This is a genomic window from Clostridium sp. AM58-1XD (assembly GCF_003464085.1).
In the GTDB taxonomy this organism is placed as follows: domain Bacteria; phylum Bacillota; class Clostridia; order Lachnospirales; family Lachnospiraceae; genus Lachnoclostridium_A.
In genome coordinates this window covers 1-17,392 of the sequence record NZ_QSDR01000002.1, presented here as the reverse complement: position 1 = coordinate 17,392, position 17,392 = coordinate 1, and the positions used below count along the sequence as shown (strand labels likewise).

17 protein-coding genes and 2 pseudogenes are annotated in these 17,392 nt (G+C 45.5%); 16 read left to right on the top strand and 3 right to left on the bottom strand.

All coding sequences use genetic code 11. The features are described from left to right. The first annotated feature begins 10 nt into the window (after window positions 1-10). The 12 genes and pseudogenes from mgsA (at window position 11) to DXA13_RS01015 (ending at window position 9,034) form a co-directional block, all read left to right on the top strand. A complete protein-coding gene (gene mgsA, locus DXA13_RS01065; RefSeq protein ID WP_118241323.1) occupies window positions 11-406 on the top strand; it encodes a methylglyoxal synthase in 396 nt (131 codons plus the stop codon). Next, window positions 385-582 carry a hypothetical protein gene (locus DXA13_RS22620; RefSeq protein WP_181995485.1) on the top strand — a complete coding sequence of 66 codons (198 nt, stop codon included), beginning with the start codon at window positions 385-387 and terminating at the stop codon, window positions 580-582. The genes mgsA and DXA13_RS22620 overlap by 22 nt, the downstream gene beginning before the upstream one ends. Beyond that, entirely contained in the window at window positions 582-1,370 is a 789-nt protein-coding gene (locus DXA13_RS01060; protein WP_181995484.1) for a D-alanyl-D-alanine carboxypeptidase family protein, read from the top strand. Before DXA13_RS22620 ends, DXA13_RS01060 begins: the two co-directional genes overlap by 1 nt. Window positions 1,371-1,461: 91 nt before the next feature. Further along, window positions 1,462-1,881: a twitching motility protein PilT gene (locus DXA13_RS01055; protein ID WP_118241322.1), complete on the top strand. Its 420-nt coding sequence runs from the start codon at window positions 1,462-1,464 to the stop codon at window positions 1,879-1,881. A gap of 69 nt (window positions 1,882-1,950) precedes the next feature. Beyond that, on the top strand, window positions 1,951-3,666 hold the full coding sequence (locus DXA13_RS21375) for an HlyD family efflux transporter periplasmic adaptor subunit (protein WP_118241321.1): 1,716 nt from the start codon (window positions 1,951-1,953) through the stop codon (window positions 3,664-3,666). A 128-nt stretch (window positions 3,667-3,794) separates the two neighbouring features. Further along, window positions 3,795-4,358 carry a YggS family pyridoxal phosphate-dependent enzyme gene (locus DXA13_RS01045; protein WP_347559637.1) on the top strand — a complete coding sequence of 188 codons (564 nt, stop codon included), beginning with the start codon at window positions 3,795-3,797 and terminating at the stop codon, window positions 4,356-4,358. Between the two features lie 10 nt (window positions 4,359-4,368). Further along, a complete protein-coding gene (locus DXA13_RS01040) occupies window positions 4,369-4,899 on the top strand; it encodes a cell division protein SepF (protein ID WP_118241320.1) in 531 nt (176 codons plus the stop codon). 32 nt (window positions 4,900-4,931) lie between these two features. Next, window positions 4,932-5,726 (top strand): YlmH/Sll1252 family protein, encoded by a 795-nt coding sequence (locus DXA13_RS01035; RefSeq protein WP_243008910.1) that lies wholly within the window; start codon window positions 4,932-4,934, stop codon window positions 5,724-5,726. Beyond that, a pseudogene (aroB, locus tag DXA13_RS01030) lies at window positions 5,719-6,803 on the top strand (3-dehydroquinate synthase). The gene DXA13_RS01035 and the pseudogene aroB overlap by 8 nt, the downstream one beginning before the upstream one ends. Window positions 6,804-6,815: 12 nt before the next feature. Beyond that, window positions 6,816-7,334, top strand: a complete 519-nt coding sequence (gene lspA / locus DXA13_RS01025; protein WP_118241319.1) for a signal peptidase II — start codon at window positions 6,816-6,818, stop codon at window positions 7,332-7,334. Further along, a pseudogene (locus tag DXA13_RS01020) lies at window positions 7,331-8,241 on the top strand (RluA family pseudouridine synthase). Before lspA ends, DXA13_RS01020 begins: the two are co-directional and overlap by 4 nt. A gap of 154 nt (window positions 8,242-8,395) precedes the next feature. Further along, the gene (locus DXA13_RS01015; protein ID WP_118241318.1) at window positions 8,396-9,034 is read left to right on the top strand and encodes a cytidylate kinase-like family protein; all 639 of its coding nucleotides are present in this window, start codon (window positions 8,396-8,398) and stop codon (window positions 9,032-9,034) included. Window positions 9,035-9,157: 123 nt separating this feature from the next. Here DXA13_RS01015 and glmS read toward each other — a convergent pair whose 3' ends face one another. Next, entirely contained in the window at window positions 9,158-10,978 is a 1,821-nt protein-coding gene (gene glmS / locus DXA13_RS01010; RefSeq protein ID WP_118241317.1) for a glutamine--fructose-6-phosphate transaminase (isomerizing), read from the bottom strand. Window positions 10,979-11,343: 365 nt separating this feature from the next. Here glmS and DXA13_RS01005 point away from each other — a divergent pair, with 365 nt between their 5' ends. From DXA13_RS01005 to DXA13_RS21365, 4 genes are read left to right on the top strand one after another with little or no spacing between them, the layout of a single operon-like run. Further along, on the top strand, window positions 11,344-12,987 hold the full coding sequence (locus DXA13_RS01005) for an NlpC/P60 family protein (protein WP_181995483.1): 1,644 nt from the start codon (window positions 11,344-11,346) through the stop codon (window positions 12,985-12,987). A gap of 2 nt (window positions 12,988-12,989) precedes the next feature. After that, window positions 12,990-13,115, top strand: a complete 126-nt coding sequence (locus tag DXA13_RS22250; protein WP_278287012.1) for a hypothetical protein — start codon at window positions 12,990-12,992, stop codon at window positions 13,113-13,115. A 4-nt stretch (window positions 13,116-13,119) separates the two neighbouring features. Further along, window positions 13,120-13,995, top strand: a complete 876-nt coding sequence (locus DXA13_RS21370; RefSeq protein WP_243008909.1) for an LCP family protein — start codon at window positions 13,120-13,122, stop codon at window positions 13,993-13,995. Between the two features lie 5 nt (window positions 13,996-14,000). Then, window positions 14,001-14,654 carry a hypothetical protein gene (locus DXA13_RS21365; protein ID WP_243008908.1) on the top strand — a complete coding sequence of 218 codons (654 nt, stop codon included), beginning with the start codon at window positions 14,001-14,003 and terminating at the stop codon, window positions 14,652-14,654. Window positions 14,655-14,835: 181 nt separating this feature from the next. Here the strand turns inward: DXA13_RS21365 and DXA13_RS00995 are convergent, their stop codons facing one another. Continuing rightward, on the bottom strand, window positions 14,836-16,032 hold the full coding sequence (locus DXA13_RS00995; RefSeq protein ID WP_118241315.1) for a winged helix DNA-binding domain-containing protein: 1,197 nt from the start codon (window positions 16,030-16,032) through the stop codon (window positions 14,836-14,838). A gap of 13 nt (window positions 16,033-16,045) precedes the next feature. Further along, on the bottom strand, window positions 16,046-16,888 hold the full coding sequence (locus DXA13_RS00990) for a YitT family protein (RefSeq protein ID WP_118241314.1): 843 nt from the start codon (window positions 16,886-16,888) through the stop codon (window positions 16,046-16,048). Window positions 16,889-17,392 lie beyond the last annotated feature (504 nt).

The window sequence follows — 17,392 nt, the reverse complement described above, 5'->3', positions numbered from 1 at the left end:
GTATTTCGAAATGAACATCGGTTTAATTGCTCATGATTCGAAGAAAAAACTGATGCAGAACTTCTGCATCGCCTATAGGGGGATTCTCAGCAAAAATACATTATATGCCACCGGAACAACCGGAAGGTTAATCGAAGAGGTAACAAACCTGAACATACACAAGTATCTGGCCGGCCATCTCGGCGGTGAACAGCAGCTGGGAATACAGATTGAACAGAACGAAATCGATCTTTTAATATTCCTGCGCGAACCGCTGGCTCCAAAGCCGCATGAGCCGAATATGAACAACGTAGCCAGATTATGTGATATTCACAATATTCCTCTGGCAACGAATGTCGCGACGGCAGAACTTCTTATAAAATCTTTGGATCGCGGAGATTTGGAATGGAGAGAATTATACAAGTAAAGAAAAAAGGGATTGTGGCGGCGCTGACAGGGCTTTTCCTGATCGTTTCCATGATTACAGGCGGCTGTGGAAAGGCCGGCCTGGAGCAGCCTTACAATTTTGCAGAACGCAGTTTCAGGCCGTCAGTGAAGGCGGTAATCATGCCGCTGCCTTTGCCGACGGCCTTTGCGTTGTAATGGATGAGAGCCGCTTCCAGGACGATTCCATTCATTCAGAGGCAGCCGCTCTGTTCTCTCTGAACGACAAGGAAGTCATGTTTTCGAAAAATGCCTTTGAACGTCTTTATCCCGCCAGCATTACCAAGGTTATGACTGCTCTGGTAGCAATTAAATATGGCCGTCTTACTGATGTAGTCACGGTTACGGATGAAGCGGTTATCACAGAGGCAGGAGCGTCCCTGTGCCATATAAAGCCAGGAGATAAACTAACGATGGATCAGCTCCTTTACGGTCTTATGCTGCCGTCCGGCAATGATGCAGGGGCGGCGATTGCAGTACATATGGCTGGCAGTCTGGAAGGCTTCAGCGAAATGATGAATGAAGAGGCAAAAAAGATTGGAGCAACTGGAACCCATTTCATGAACCCCCATGGACTCAGCAATGAAAATCACTATACGACAGCTTATGATCTGTACCTGATTTTTAATGAGGCATTAAAACTGCCGAAATTCCGCGAAATCATCGGAACCACTTCTTATTATGCAGAGTATGAGAGCGGAAGCGGTGAGAAAGTAAACCAGACGTGGAAGGGTGGAAACTGGTATATGACAGGAGAGCGTGAAGAACCGCAGGGTCTTACCGTCTTTGGAGGAAAGACAGGAACCACGAAGGCAGCCGGATACTGCCTGATCATGGGAAGCAAAGATGAGTCGGACAGAGAATACATTTCTGTTGTCCTGAAAGCGGACAGCCGGCCTGCTCTTTATGAAAATATGACAAATATAATTAATAAAATTGTCAATTAGTGATTGCGTTTTTTCTAAATTTATTCTATAATTAGGATAATATGAATTGACTTTTTATACAAATTAAATAAAACTCAAGGAGGAGATCGTTATGGTTCAGATCATTGCAGGAGAAAAGGGGAAGGGTAAGACAAAGTATTTATTGGACAAAGCGAATCAGGCCATTAAGGAATCCAATGGTTCCATTGTATATCTTGATAAAAGTTCAAAGCATATGTACGAACTGAGTAACAAAATCCGTTTAATTAACGTAATTGAGTATCCGATCACTTCAAGTGAAGCGTTCATTGGTTTCTTGTGCGGAATCATTTCACAGGATCACGATTTGGAGATGATGTTCTTAGACAGCTTCCTGAAGCTTTCCTGTCTGGAGGGGGAAGACATCACAGAGATTATTTCAACTTTGGAAAAAATTGGTGAAAAATATAAAGTGACATTTGTTTTAAGCGTTTCCAGAGACAAGGATAAACTTCCGGAGAATGCACAGAAAGATGTCATAATTTCATTATAATCATACATATTAAAAAGGAAAAGGATCTCTGCACTACAGGGCAGCGGTCCTTTTTTGGAGGTTTTCCTGATGGCAAAAAAGAAGAACAAAAAAGTAATCCGTTACCCGCGCTCTTTTCATATTAACGTCGGTATGATTATTTTTTTCCTTATTTTTGTATACATGGCTTTCTATGTTTCTGCATACATACGCAGGGATAAAGTACAGTTTTATGAAGTAGAAGCCGGAGGCATCGTAAATGACAGAAGTTATACAGGGCTTATACTCAGACAGGAAGATGTAAAATATACGGACAGAGCGGGATATATCAACTATTATATCAGGGAAGGCAAACGTGCCTCCGTGGGATCCAGGGTGTATTCTCTTGATGAGACAGGCAGTCTGGCCGGTTATCTGGAAAAGAATCCCAATGCGGGAGGTCAGCTTGTAGAAGAAGACCTGGCCGATTTGAAGCGCCAGCTTTCCGCTTTCAGCCTTTCTTATCAAGATATTGACTTTTCAGAAGTGTCGGATGCGAAGTATTCTCTAGAAGCTTCCGTAATGGAATACATGAATTTCAGCAATATGGAGAACCTGGATGCTGCATTGGCCAGCGCAGGAATAAATTTTCAGCAGGTGCGGTCCAACGAGTCCGGCATTATTTCCTACGCGATCGATGGATTTTCAGATACAGCCATAAAACCGGCTAAAAAATCCGATAAGAAAAAGGACAAGAAAAAAGAAGAGAAAAAGAAGGAAGAAAAAAAAGAGGACGACGAAAATAAGAAAGAGGAATCCGGAGCGCAGTCAGAAACAGATCCGTCGTCCCAGGATGAAGCCCCCTCTGGCATTGAAGACAGGGAAGGTGAAAACAGTACGGCGGGACAGGAGACCGAAGCGGATGAATCCAAAGAGACGGCTGCCGCAGACAGTCTGGAAGAAGATAAAGCATATGCGGAAGAACAGGCCGAGATCACACGCAGCATGACGATGTATTCCGATATTACAGCTTCCAATATTTCCGAAGACCTTTTTGATAAAAGCAAATATATCCGAAATATTACAAAATCCGGCCAGCTGATCGGTAAGGGGGTTCCCGTTTATAAAGTAATCAGCTCCGAAAACTGGTCCGTCGTATTTCAGATGACCGAGGACGATGTAAAAGAATACGGCGACCGTCAGACGCTGGATGTCCTGTTTGGCGGCCATGGCCTGACTATGACGGGAAAATTCTCCATGATCGCAGGAACGGACGGAAAGACGTATGGAAAGCTAGACTTTGACAAATATATGGTCCAGTTCGCATCAGACCGTTTTATTAATTTTGAAATCATATCGGAAGAGGTGAAAGGTTTAAAGATACCGGTGAGCGCCGTTACATCAAAAGACTTTTTCTTAGTGCCGGTAGATTATATCTCTCAGGGCGGCGACAGTTCCAAGATGGGGTTTATGAAAGAGATTTATTCTGAAAAAGGAACTTCCGTACAGTTTGTGCCCGCAGATGTTTACTATTCTACGGAAGAGTATTATTATATTAATAAGTCTGATTCGTCGGAACTGAAGGAAGGGGACTATATTGTAAAGCCAGGTTCCGCCTCAGACCGATTCCAGATCGGACAGACGGCATCCCTTCAGGGTGTTTATAATATAAATAAGGGATATGCCGTTTTTCGTCAGATTGAAGTCCTTACTTCCAATGATGAATACTATACGGTGGAAAAGGGGACGAAGTATGGGCTGTCCGTATACGATCATATTGTATTGAATGCGGATACGGTCCAGGAAGGTGAACTGATTTATCAATAGGAGATGAAAGACATGATACAGGAGAACATCAAAGCTGTTAGAGAACGCATAGAGGCTGCATGCCGGAGGGCAGGAAGAAGTACAGACGAAGTGACGCTGATTGCTGTCAGCAAGACGAAGCCGGCTCCATGATAGAAGAAGCGCTGAAGACGGGAACTCTCGATTTCGGAGAGAATAAAGTCCAGGAAATACTGGAAAAGAAACCGCTTTTTCCTGACGATGTCCGTTTTCATATGATCGGTCATCTGCAGAGAAATAAAGTGAAACAGGTGATCGACAAGGTGGTGCTGATCCATTCCGTCGATTCCATCCGACTTGCAGAACAGATCGAGGAAGAAGCACAAAAGAAGAATCTTCATGTCGATATCCTGCTGGAAGTCAACGCAGCCAGAGAAGAGAGCAAATTTGGATTTTTTATGGAAGAAGTGGAAACGGCTGTTAGAAAAACTGCCGAATATTCCCATTTGACAGTCAGAGGCCTTATGACAATAGCTCCTTTTGTTGAAGATCCTGAAAAAAATCGGGAAGTTTTTAAAAAATTATATCAATTATATGTTGACATCAAAAGTAAAAACATCGATAATGGTACTATGAATGTGCTATCCATGGGAATGACCGGTGATTACGAGGTCGCAATCGAGGAGGGCGCAACCATGATCAGAGTTGGTACCGGAATTTTTGGTACGAGATAGGAGAGACAGTATGAGTTTTTTTGGAAGAATTGTGAATGCTATGAAGTTTAGCGAAGACGATGATGACGATTACTTTTTAGATGAAGACTATGATGATGAAAAACCGGCTAAGAAAGGCCTGTTTTCAAGAAATAATACAGATGATGACGATTACTATGATGACGAGGACAAGCCGGCGGTAAGACCTCATTTCCTTCCACGTTCCACCACCAGCAACAGTAAGGTAGTGCCTATGAAGCGCGGAATGGAAGTATCTCTCGTTAAACCTACGACTATGGAAGATTCCAGGGAAATTTCCGATTATCTTCTGGCCGGTAAGGCTGTTGTTCTGAATATGGAGGGTATCCACACGGAAATCGCTCAGAGGATTATTGATTTCACCTCAGGCGCTACATATTCCATGAACGGAAATCTGCAGAAGATATCGAATTATATCTTTATTGCTACGCCGGATTCTGTGGAATTATCCGGGGATTTTCAGGACCTTCTCTCTTCAGCGGGAGGCAATCTGGATGTATCCGGAATTAAACTCCGCCTGTAAGAGACAGAAAATTTGGTTGCGAAGAGACTGATATGGAAAAAGAAGAGCAGTTACTGAAGAAAAGAATACTGGAACTGGCCGAAACTTGTTTTCAGCGGGATGTTCCGGCACATACTGATTTTTTAAATTTAAATGAGCAGACAATTTTTCATTCCATTGCCCGAGAGCTGCCGCCTGTCCGCCATATTATGGCCGGCGGTTATCCGATGGCTGAACGGAAGGTTGTTTGCTTTCTTCCGTCCTATATGGAGGAAGAATATTTTGAAGCTCCTGTTTCCTGCATCCGCTTAACCCCACTGAATGTGAAATTTGCCGAGCACCTGACTCACAGGGACTATCTCGGTTCTGTCATGAATCTGGGGATTGAGCGCTGCAAGACAGGAGATATTTTATTAATTGGAGATGAAACTTACATGTTCTGTATGGAGGATCTGGCCGGATACATTGGAGGAGAACTCACCAGGGTGCGCCATACTTCTGTGAAGACGGAGATATGCAGGCCCGTGGATTTGTCATTTACTCCCTCGTTCGAGACGGTCGAAGGTAGTATCGCTTCCGTCCGTCTGGATAATGTTCTGGCTCTCGTATACCGATGTTCCCGCTCCAAAATCGTTCCATATATCGAAGGCGAACGTGTATTTATCAATGGGAAAATGGCTGTTTCCAACAGTGCGCCTCTGAAGGAGGGAGACATTGTCTCCGTCAGAGGCTGGGCCGTTTCCGATATGAGGGCGTACAAAACGAGACGAAAAAGGGCCGCGTTTTCGTGGCTGTACAGAAATACTGTTAAGATAAATAGATACTGGAGGTTTGATAGACATGTCTGAAAGAATAACTGTTCACTTAAATGAAAATCCTGTTTATGATATTGTGCTGGAGCATTCCTTTGACCGGCTCGCAAAAGAGGCGGCTCCATTTACCGAAGGGCGCCGCGTATGTATTGTGACCGATTCCAATGTAGCCGGCCTTTATCTGGAAGAAGTATCCTCTGCCATGAAGCCTCACTGCAGCGAAGTGACCTCGTTTGTATTTCCTGCCGGCGAGGAACACAAGAACTTAGACACGGTCCGCAGGCTTTATGAATCACTGATCCTTGCCAGATTTGACAGAAAAGATATTTTGGTCGCGCTCGGCGGCGGAGTCGTCGGGGATCTGTGTGGTTTTGCAGCGGCTACTTATCTGCGCGGAATTTCCTTCATTCAGATCCTACAACTCTGCTTTCTCAGGTAGACAGCAGCATTGGCGGAAAGACAGGCGTCGATTTCGATGCATATAAGAATATGGTAGGCGCGTTTCATATGCCGCTTCTCGTATACAGCAATACGGCAGTATTAAAGACGCTTTCCGACGAGCAGTTCTCTGCAGGCATGGGCGAGATTATAAAGCACGGCCTGATTCAGGACGGGGACTATTACCGCTTTCTGGAGGAAAAGGCTGATGCGATAACGGCACGTAATCTGGATATTTGTGAGCAGATGATTGTCGGAAGTGATCTGATCAAGCGGAGAGTGGTGGAAGAAGATCCTACGGAGCAGGGGGTTCGGGCATTCCTCAATTTCGGTCATACCCTGGGCCATGCCATAGAAAAACTCGGCCGCTTTCAAATGCTTCATGGACACTGCGTCGGTCTCGGAAGCCTGGCTGCCGCTTATATGTCTGCTGAGAGAGGCATGATCTCGATGGAGGAGGCCGATCATTTAAAGGCCATGCTCAGCCGTTTTTCCATCCCTGTATCCGTTTCCAATATGGATGCAAAAGCAATTATTACAGCGACAAAGAATGATAAGAAAATGGAAGCCGGAGTGATAAAATTCGTCCTTCTCGAGAAAATCGGCAGCGCTTATACAGACCGTACCGTAACCGAAGAAGAGATGAGAAAAGGCCTTTCCTATATTTTAAAATAAGGAGCGGAACATATGAATCAGAAAATCAAACAGCTTTCCGGAGTTGTGCTGGGTATTCTCCTCTTAATCGGGCTGGATCAGTGGACAAAGCGTCTGGCCGTTGCCCATCTGATGGGGAAAGAACCGCTTGTAATCTGGAAGGGCGTTTTTGAGCTGCGATACCTGGAGAACAGGGGGGCAGCATTCGGAATGCTGCAGGGAAAGCAGGGCTTCTTTTTCCTCGTAGCAATTGTTGTACTGGCCGCTGCCGTATTTTTCTTCTGCCGTCTGCCGTATTCCAGGAAATACCTTCCTCTCGGGCTGTGTGTGCTGGGCATCGTGGCCGGTGCAGTAGGTAATATGATCGACCGTATTTCTCAGGGCTATGTCGTGGACTTTCTCTATTTCAGCCTGATCGACTTTCCGATTTTTAATGTGGCAGACTGTTATGTGACAGTAGGTGCGGCGATGCTCGCCATACTGATTATGACTTATTATAAAGATGAAGATTTTGCAGTATTTTCTCTGAAAAAAGGAGGGGCAAACGGTTGAAACTGGAATTGACTGCCGGCCCTTCAGAAAAGGGGCTGCGTCTGGACAGCTTTATCAGCGGAAGATGCGATGATTTGTCCCGCTCTCACATACAGAGAATCATAAAATCAGGTGGTGTGTCTGTAAATGAGAAAGCCGTCAAAGCCAGCTGGAAAATGGAAGAGGGCGATGTCGTATCATTTGAAGTTCCGGAAGCCTCTGAACCGGAAATCACAGCGGAAGAAATGATGCTTGATATCATCTATGAAGACAAGGATATCATACTGATTAACAAACCGAAAGGAATGGTAGTACATCCTGCCGCAGGACATTACAGCGGCACGCTCGTAAACGGCTGATGGCCCACTGCAAAGAGGACCTTTCCGGAATTAACGGCGTTATGCGACCCGGTATCGTCCATCGAATTGATATGGATACGACCGGGGTTTTAATTGTGTGCAAAAATGATTTTTCCCATAACAGCATAGCAGAACAGCTGAAAGTTCATTCCATCACCAGAAAATACTATGCGATTGTCCATGGTGTAATTAAAGAGGATGAAGGAACGGTCGATGCCCCCATCGGACGCCATCCCATTGACCGAAAAAAAATGAGCGTCAATCATAAAAATGGACGGGATGCCATAACCCATTACCGCGTCCTCAAGCGTTTTCAGCAATTTACGTATATTGAATGCCGTCTGGAGACAGGGCGCACCCACCAGATCCGGGTGCATATGGCCAGCCTCCACCATCCGCTGCTTGGCGACCGGGTATACGGGCCGGCGAAATGTCCTTTCCCTTCCCTCCAGGGGCAGACGCTCCATGCAGGAATTCTGGGCATTATCCATCCTCGTACAGGTAAATATATGGAGTTTTCTGCTCCATTGCCTGACTATTTCCAAGAACTTTTGGAAAAATTGAAATAATTCATGTACTTTTTCCTTATTTTGTTGTATAATATCTACAAGAGTAATAGGCAGCGTATCAAAAGCAGAAGGCATAAACTTCGATGCACTGCATATAACCGTATAGATCCATAAGTGGACGACAATGATGCAACGACAGAAAGGAGAGGTATTTATGAGTAAGAACTTAATAATTACCATAGGCAGGCAGTGCGGAAGCGGCGGAAGAATGATTGGACAGAAGATAGCAGAGCGCCTTGGCGTTAAATGCTACGATAAGGAGCTTTTAAATCTGGCCTCCAAACACAGCGGGCTGTGCAAGGAGCTGTTTGAATCCCACGATGAGAAGCCGACCAGCAGCTTTTTATATTCCCTTGTCATGGATACGTATTCTTTGGGATATACGACTTCCGCATATACGGATATGCCGATCAACCACAAGATTTTTCTGGCCCAGTTTGATACAATTAAAAAGCTGGCAGACGAGGAATCCTGTGTAATCGTAGGACGGTGTGCGGATTATGCACTCGCCGATTATCCCAACGTTCTGACCGTATTTATCACGGGTAATGAAGATGACAAGATCAAGCGTCTGGCGGAGCTTAACAAGACCGAACCGGCAAAGGCCAGGGATATGATGATTAAGACTGACAAACGCCGTTCCAGTTACTACAATTACTATTCCAGTAAAAGGTGGGGAGACGCACAGAGCTATGATTTATGTATCAACAGCAGCTCTGTAGGAATGGAAGGTGCCGTAGACATGATTCTGGACTGTGCCAGAAGGAAAGATGAGTGGCTGAGAACTAAATAGGGACGGCCGTAAAAAGCATTCTTACAAATAAATAATTAAAAAGCAGATATAACGGAAACCATTCCCAACGGGAGGTCTTAAAACGGTTATATCTGCTTTTTTATTCTCTGTATGAATGAAGTATTATTCCACAGTTACCGACTTGGCCAGGTTTCTCGGCTGATCCACATCCAGCCCTTTGAGAAGAGACGCATAGTAGGCGACCAGCTGAAGGACGACGGCAATCGGAAATACAGTAAACCGGTCATTCATATCCGGAATTCTGATCTGTATGTCTGCAAGGTCGTCAGGAATGACAGCATTTTCTTTTGCAATCAGAATTACAAATGCACCTCTGGCCTTTACTTCACGGACGTTCGATATCATTTTAGGGAAAATGGAATCCTGGGTTGCGGTGGCAATCACGGGAACATGATCGGAAATGAGAGCAATCGTGCCGTGTTTCAGTTCTCCGGCCGCGTATGCTTCCGCGTGAATATAGGAAATTTCCTTCAGCTTCAGGGCTCCTTCCAGAGAAAATGCATAATCGAGTCCACGGCCGATGAAGAATGCGTCAGGATGATTAATCAGATGCGTAACGACTGATTTTATAGTTTCTTTTTTCTTGATTATGGCCTCCATAGCCGGAATAGAATCCAGGAGCTCAGCCATAAACGAACGCCCATCAGCATCCTTCATACAGCCGCGCGCAAGAGCCATACGGCAGCTTATCATGTAGAGCGCCGCCAGCTGAACGGAATATGCTTTTGTGCTGGCCACTGCGATTTCCGGACCGGCATGCGTATACAGGACGAAATCGCTTTCCCGTGCAATCGTAGATCCTTTGACATTGACAACCGCCAGTGTGTGTGAACCGCAGGACTTTGCAAGGCGCATGGCGGCCAGGGTGTCGATCGTCTCACCGGACTGGGATATAATGATCACAAGCGTCTGTTCATCGATCAGCGGATTTTCATAGCGGAACTCGGAGGCGATGGACACCGTAACAGGAATTCTCAGAAGCGGTTCCATAATCGCTTTTGCAACCATGCCTGCATGCATTGCCGTACCGCAGGCTACAATTCTGATCTGGCTGCAGTTTCGGAACAGATCATCAGAAATCCCGTCATCTAAAAAATCGGGAAGGCCGCGGCTGATTCTCGGAAGAATCGTATTTTTCAGAGCTTCGGGCTGTTCATGGATTTCCTTCAGCATGAAATGGGGGTATCCGTTCTTCATGGCGGCATCCATATTCCAGTTGACTTCCAGCATTTCCGGAACCACCTTGTTTCCGTCTTCATCATATAAGGTCACCTGATACGGCGTAAGCTTCAGAATCTGATTTTCCGGAACTACGAAATATGATTTCGTATATGGTATGAGCGCCGTAAGATCGGATGCTACAAGCGATCCTGAGTGCGTATAAGCGGCTACAAGGGGGCTTACTCTGCGGACGGCATAAACTTCTCCCGGTCGGTCAGAAAACATGATACAGAAGCCGTAAGAGCCATCCAGAAGTGGGAGAAACCGTCGAATTGCTTCCATAGGGTTTCCCGTGTAGAGACTGTTCAGCACCCATGCCGCAACCTCGCTGTCTGTCTGTGAAACGAGTTTTTCTTCCAGGCCGTAATCTTCTGTGAGGCGATGATAATTTTCAATAATTCCATTATGTATCAGCGTCACCTGTCCGGCCGAATGCGGATGTGCATTCGCTTCTGTAACTCCGCCGTGAGTCGCCCATCTGGTATGGCCGATTCCGCAGTGGGACAGCTCCTCTTCAGCAGAACCGCAAAGCTCTTTCAATTTCGAAACTTTTCCGGTTGTCTTAATCTGATGAATTCTGGAATCGCTGCCGAAATATGCGATTCCGGCGCTGTCATATCCACGGTATTCCAGCTGCGCAAGGCCGTCCAGTAGTACCATTCTCGCTTTTAAAGGACCGGTATATCCTATAATTCCACACATAATTCATTCTCCTATCTCTGTTGGCATTAAGGTTTCATGTCTGTAAAAATAACTGTAAAACAGCAGGATTTCCTATGAAGTAAGATTATAGCGCCAGACAAATCATGCGTCAATAATATCTTTTGCGATATTTTCGAATGATTTTCTTAATATTCTGTGAATACCCTGCGTTTTATCTTATGCGGAAGGAGTGAAAGCTGCGCCGGATAATTTTTATATGCATAATATTTCTATGAACTAAAAAAATCTTAATAATTGTTAAGCTCTTGCCACTATTTTTTCCCATTCAGCTGTGTTATACTAACCAAGACAGCTACGGCTGTTTTTTCGATGATAAAACGGAGATTCCGGAGATGAACATACATATGAATCAATTGAAAAGACTGATAGATAAAACGAAGGACCTTTCTCCCCGCAGCCAGCAGGCTGTTGCTGTCTGCATGATGATCGCTGCAGGAGCAGTATCAATTGGGGTGTCCGAATGGTATGTGCCGAAAGTCCCGGCCATATCGGTTCAGGAAACTTCTGAACCGGCAGCCCAGAAAGAGGTGGAAGAGGAGACTGCTGCAGAGCGTGAAACGGAAGAAGAAACTTTTATACCAGCTGCGGATAAATTTAATCTGGCCTTCCTGTTTGAGGACGGAGCAGATGTCTCCAATCCTATGGATAGCTTGGGAGGCAGAATTTATAAAGAGCTTTCGGCCATGGAAGCCGACTGGCTGGGCAATATTTACAACTATACCGGAATGACTCCGGAGGAGGCCGCCCGCCATTTGGGACGGTCCAGAGAGTCTGTGATGGGCAAATACAACAGGAATGATGAAAAGCAGAAGAAAAGTGATCCATCCACCTGGACCATACATTCCTGGAAAAAAATCAATATGGCAATCTATGACGGAGACGGAAAAAAACTTTCCGGCGACTCCAACCTTAAAGATATTCTTTCCATGATCAGTGTATATACTTTTTATCATGATTATGAAGATCATCATGCATTCCTGGAACACGCCAGACAGCTGTGGAACGACTCCCATACATATACGGTCAGCATGGGCAATGTCTATTACTGTGACGGCTGCCTGGACGAGGATGAGGAATACGAGGAATTTGATCTGGATACGCTGATGAAAGGAATCGCGGCAGAGGCTACCGGAGCCTTGGCGCCGGAAACGGCTTCTGCAGAACCGCCGCCAGAATCAGGAGCCCAGGCTGAAACTCTGGCAGAAACGGCGGCAGAAACGACAGCGGAGGATTCGCTTAATTCAGAGATAGTTGCAGCGTCAGTGGCTACACCGGCCGAGGCGGCTATGGGCCCCGGCGTACTTCTAAGTGCAGAAACTGGCGAAGCTGAAGGAACAAAAGACGCTGCAGAAAACCAGACGGAACCTTCCGATGAATCCGAAGGAGCGAAGGAGGAAGAAGAGATTTCATGCCCTGGCCATATCGACTTAAATATTACGATACGGATAACTGGCATGGATGAAAGAAAGAGCCTTTTTTCTCTGGATCAAAAAGGAAATACAGAAGATGAATTCTGGTCTGGCTGGAGCGATGATATGAGAAATTACGCACGGCTTTTAAGGGATCAGGATTGGTTTGAAAATTATGGAATATCCATTTCCAATATCGCGCCAGGCCAATCCATCAGCGCGGAAGAAATATCGGCCTACATGGCGCAGCTTCCCGACGGCATTTCTCAAACCCGGCGTGATTTGGTCCGCTTTGCCCTGGAATCTGTGGGAAAGGTTCCATATTACTGGGGCGGCAAGCCATCCGCCAGAGGCTATACAGGCAACCTGTTCGGTTCGATTGTGGAACCGGATAAAAAAGGGCGCATTCGAAAGGGACTGGACTGTTCCGGATGGATCAGCTGGGTATACTGGTCCGTTACCGGAAACCACCTGCCTTCAGAAAGCACGGCCGGCCTTGTAAACTGCGGAACAGCAGTGGCGCCAAAGGATCTTCAGCCGGGAGATATTCTGATTCGGCGCGGCGAGGAAGCCATGTAGTGATGTTCCTTGGATGGGGCAGCAATGGAAAAATCAAATGTATCCATGAAAGCAGTGCTTCTGTCAATAATGTGGCGGTAGGAGAAAAGGCACTGGACTGGCAGTACTATAGAAAATTAGTGGAGTAAAAAAATGAGCTACGAATATGAAGATGAATTAGAGCGTATGAAAAAGCGCAGACAGCAGAAAAAGCAGCGGAACGGTTCTAGAAACAGGGAGTCTGATTTTATCAGTGCTCACCAGGAGGAATTTGAAAACAGGAAAATCAGCCGTGCGAAGGCGGCCAGAAGAAGGAAAAAGAAGAAAAGAATTATTCTTATGATCGAGATTCTGGCTCTTATTATTCTTGCCTGCGTAATTTTTTCAGTAATCAAAAAGAAAAATGACGACGGCTACTGGACAATTGCTGTATTTGGTGTGGATTCCAGAGACGGGAATCTGGGAAAGGGTTCCTTGTCTGATGTGGAAATGATCTGTAATATTGATAAGAAAACGGGAGAAGTTAAAATCGTATCCGTTTTCCGTGATACATACTTGAAGATCAGTTCAAAAGGCGAATACCATAAGATCAATGAAGCATATTTTAAGGGAGGTCCGAAACAGGCAGTTGCCGCTCTGGAAGAAAACCTGGATTTGAGCATCGACAGCTATGCGACTTTTAACTGGAAGGCCGTTGTGGACGCAATCAACATTCTGGGCGGAGTAGATGTGGAGATTTCGGATGCAGAATTCGCTTATATCAACTCATTTATAACGGAAACAGTCAACTCCACCGGCGTCGGTTCCTATCAGCTGAAAAAGGCCGGAATGAACCATCTGGACGGTGTTCAGGCTGTCGCATATGCGCGCCTCCGTCTGATGGATACTGACTTTAACAGAACGGCACGCCAGAGAAAAATCGTTGAACTGGCTATGGAAAAGGCCAAGAATGCGGATTGGGCTACACGAAACAATGTACTTGTTACCGTTTTTCCTCAGATTCTACGAACATCGGTATCGATGACGTGATTCCGATGGCTAAAAAATTGGGAGACTACCACATTACGGAGGCGACCGGTTTTCCATTTTCCAGGGAATCCAAGAAAATCGGAAAGATGGACTGTGTGATTCCGACCACCCTCGAAAGCAATGTCGTTCAGCTTCACCAGCTGCTTTTCAATGATATGGAATATTCGGCGCCGTCTTCTATAAAGAAAATCAGCAATAAAATAGCAGAAGACAGCGGATTGAAGGATGTAGGGAAGAATGCCGCACCTGATAAAACAGGAGGCGGAATCGTTCCTAAGAAAACAGAAGCTCCTGCCGTGGAAACCGTGCCTGAAAGCACAGAAGAAACGTCGGAAGAAGAGACAACCGAAGAATCCACCGAGGCAGAATCGACCGAAGAGACGGCACAAGAGACCGAACAGGAGCCAGAAGAGGAACAGGAAGGTCCGGGAAGCAGTCTGAATCCTACATCAGGTCCGCTTAAACCAGGGGATTCCGATAAAAAGCCGAGTCTGTCCGAATCAGACAGCTCATCAGAGACTCATGAAGCAAAGCCTTCTGAAGAACCAAAGACGGAACCGCCGACGACCGCGGCAGTCAAAGAACCTTCGTCTGACAACAGCTCTGGTCCAGCTCCAGAGGGAGGACCAGGAGCCGGTCCGGGGGGAGAAATTCAGTAAATCAGAAAATCATAGTGCATTCAGTCAGATATGAAAAAAGAGTGCTGCAAAGAATCATATATGTCTTCGATACCAGATTCCGTTCCGGGCAGTAGCCAGGTCATTTTACTTGATATCAAAGACAATGGTTTTTGCAGCACTCTCTTATTCTATTCTGATGGTTTTATTTTTTACATGTTATTTAATGCCGGATCTGAATACTGGCCAGCTTTTGACGGCGGAAAGCAGCATATTCTTCAGCCAGGCCGATCAGTTTTGGTTCATCAGGAAGGTCTGTCCATAATGTCATGTTAACCTCCATACCGCGGCCTTTCTTTTTATTCGTCCAAATCCCGATAATTTCCCCACGATATAGCACTGCACCCGGATTCGCCGTGAATTTCCAGATTTGCCGCTGCCGTGATCGATCCGGCTGCAGCACCATACGGTCCCGCTGATCCAGGAAGGGATCATGCCCCCCGAGCAGGAGCAGCTCTCTGTCAAAAGAGGCAGGAGAAAATAGACGCTCTCTATCTGCGGACAGAATAAATGCCTTCTTTCCGTTTACTGTTACCGCTTCAATTTCTTCCGACACCGTATTCCACATGCGCCGTCCCTGTTTTCCAGAACAGCCCAGCCAGCTAATAAATGTATCGACAGTGGCTGGTCCGTAACAGTGCAGATATTTCCTTACAAGTTTTTGCACAAGCTTTTCTGACTTCGTCCTGCTTTCATTAAACGTGCAGCCGGTCCATCCCCTGTAGGATGTGAAAGAAGGGCTGACTCCTTTTCGCTCGCCGAATACAACAAGCCCCTGAAATGCACACGGCCTGAGCATAAAAGAGACGACGGCACCGCCGACTGTCTGTACATCAGGATTTCCATACATGGAAGGCTGATTCCACAATCCCCTTTTTTCTAGCGGAAGCAGAGGAAGCATCCATTCCGCCAGCACCTGGTCCAGCGAGCTTTTACTGACAATCATCTGCTCATCTAACTGAGGTATCACCTGTTCCAGCAGTATCAATAAATCATCAAAATCCATGTGCAGAAAATCAAGGGCCAGGGAAATACCCTGAGTATAAATCCACGGTTCATCCTTTTCAGCGGCTAGAGCCGCCAGAAAAACACCACTTTCCTGCGTTGGAAAGACGATGGGAACGCCTCTCAGACTCCATGCCTGCAGAAGCGATTTTTCTTCATAAAGCAGGTATTCCATCTCAGCCAGGCTGCAACCGGGAACACGGTTGTAGAGAGCAGTTTCCCATGCGCCCGGCGGTGAATTCTGTAGACCGCAGGCGCCTGCAATCTCCATAATATTATTATTTTGACAGACAGAATCCAGATGGTGAGAATGTAGGCGGAAACTTCTAATTTTTTCAATGCCTGGTTCGTTCATTCATACGTTCCTTTCAGCGCTTCGGCCGGTAAATGATCTCGTTGACCGTATAAACAGTCACAAATGCGTTTTCATCTGTTTTCAGAATATAAGTCATCAGCATCGAATATTCGCTTTTATCGACAATCGCTATAATCTCAGTACGTGGCTGATTATTATAAGCGCCGATCGCCTCATAAATAGTTGCTCCGCTGTGGAGACGATGCAGGATAAAGTCCTTAATTTCATCTTCGTGTTCTGATATGATGCAGACCCGCTTTTTGCTGTTGAAGCCGAAAATAAAATGATCCAGCACGATTCCGTTTAAATAGGTTCCCAGCACGCTCAGAACTACGATCTTTTTATCATATACAAACGCGGCTGACAGAGCCACGCACATACCGGAAAGTGACATGGCCTTTCCCAGTTCCATATGCAGATATTTATTCAGAAATTTTGCTACAATATCAAGGCCGCCGGATGAGGCGTTGCGGTTGAACAGCATGGCCAGACCGATGCTCACTACGAATATATAGCAGATCATATCAAGAAACGCGTCGTTTGTGATAGACTGATTATTTGGAAAAACCACTTCAAATACAGCTAGGGCAACGGGAAGCAGGAGAGAAGTATACACTGTTTTTGCACCAAATTCTTTGCCGATAAACAAAAATCCCAAAACCAGCAGAAACATATTAAGGATGAAAGTAATTGCTGAAATTTTAAGCGGTATAAAGTTTCCAAGAACGATAGCAAGACCTGAAATACTCCCTACCGATACATGGCTCGGCATAAGAAAGAAAAACACGGCTGCCGCTACGATAATGGTTGCTGCTGTAATCATCAAAAATTCCCTGACTGATTCCCATTTTTTCATAATAACCTCCCAAGACATTTGTTGATACTGTTTAACTTATGGACGACGGATATTCGTCAAAAACTCTGTCTGGTATTGTAACATATCAAAACCATTCCTGCAATTCACAGATTGATGATTTCTGTCGGAAAAGCGACGCGGCAAACGCTGTAATGGCTGAATTGAAAAAGTAAATTCCAGTGCGGGACTAAATTCCACTGGTCTTTAAAATTTAGCCTGAATTATCAGGTTTTTAACGTAAAGATTCCAGATATCTGCTATAATTAGTTTGACTTCTTATAAAAAATCCGATTTCCGGACATGGCAAACGGGCTACTGGAATTCTGCGTGCGAGACTAAATTCCACCAGCCACATTCAATAAATGTGAAAAGTTTATTTCCAGTCCGACAGCAGATTTTTATAAGTTAGTTAGTGATTGAAGCGAATCAGCTTAGGCGTCAGATTAACCTCATCGGGTGAAATACGCTTAAGCTGAAGTGCTTTCAGGGTATTTTCACTGAATG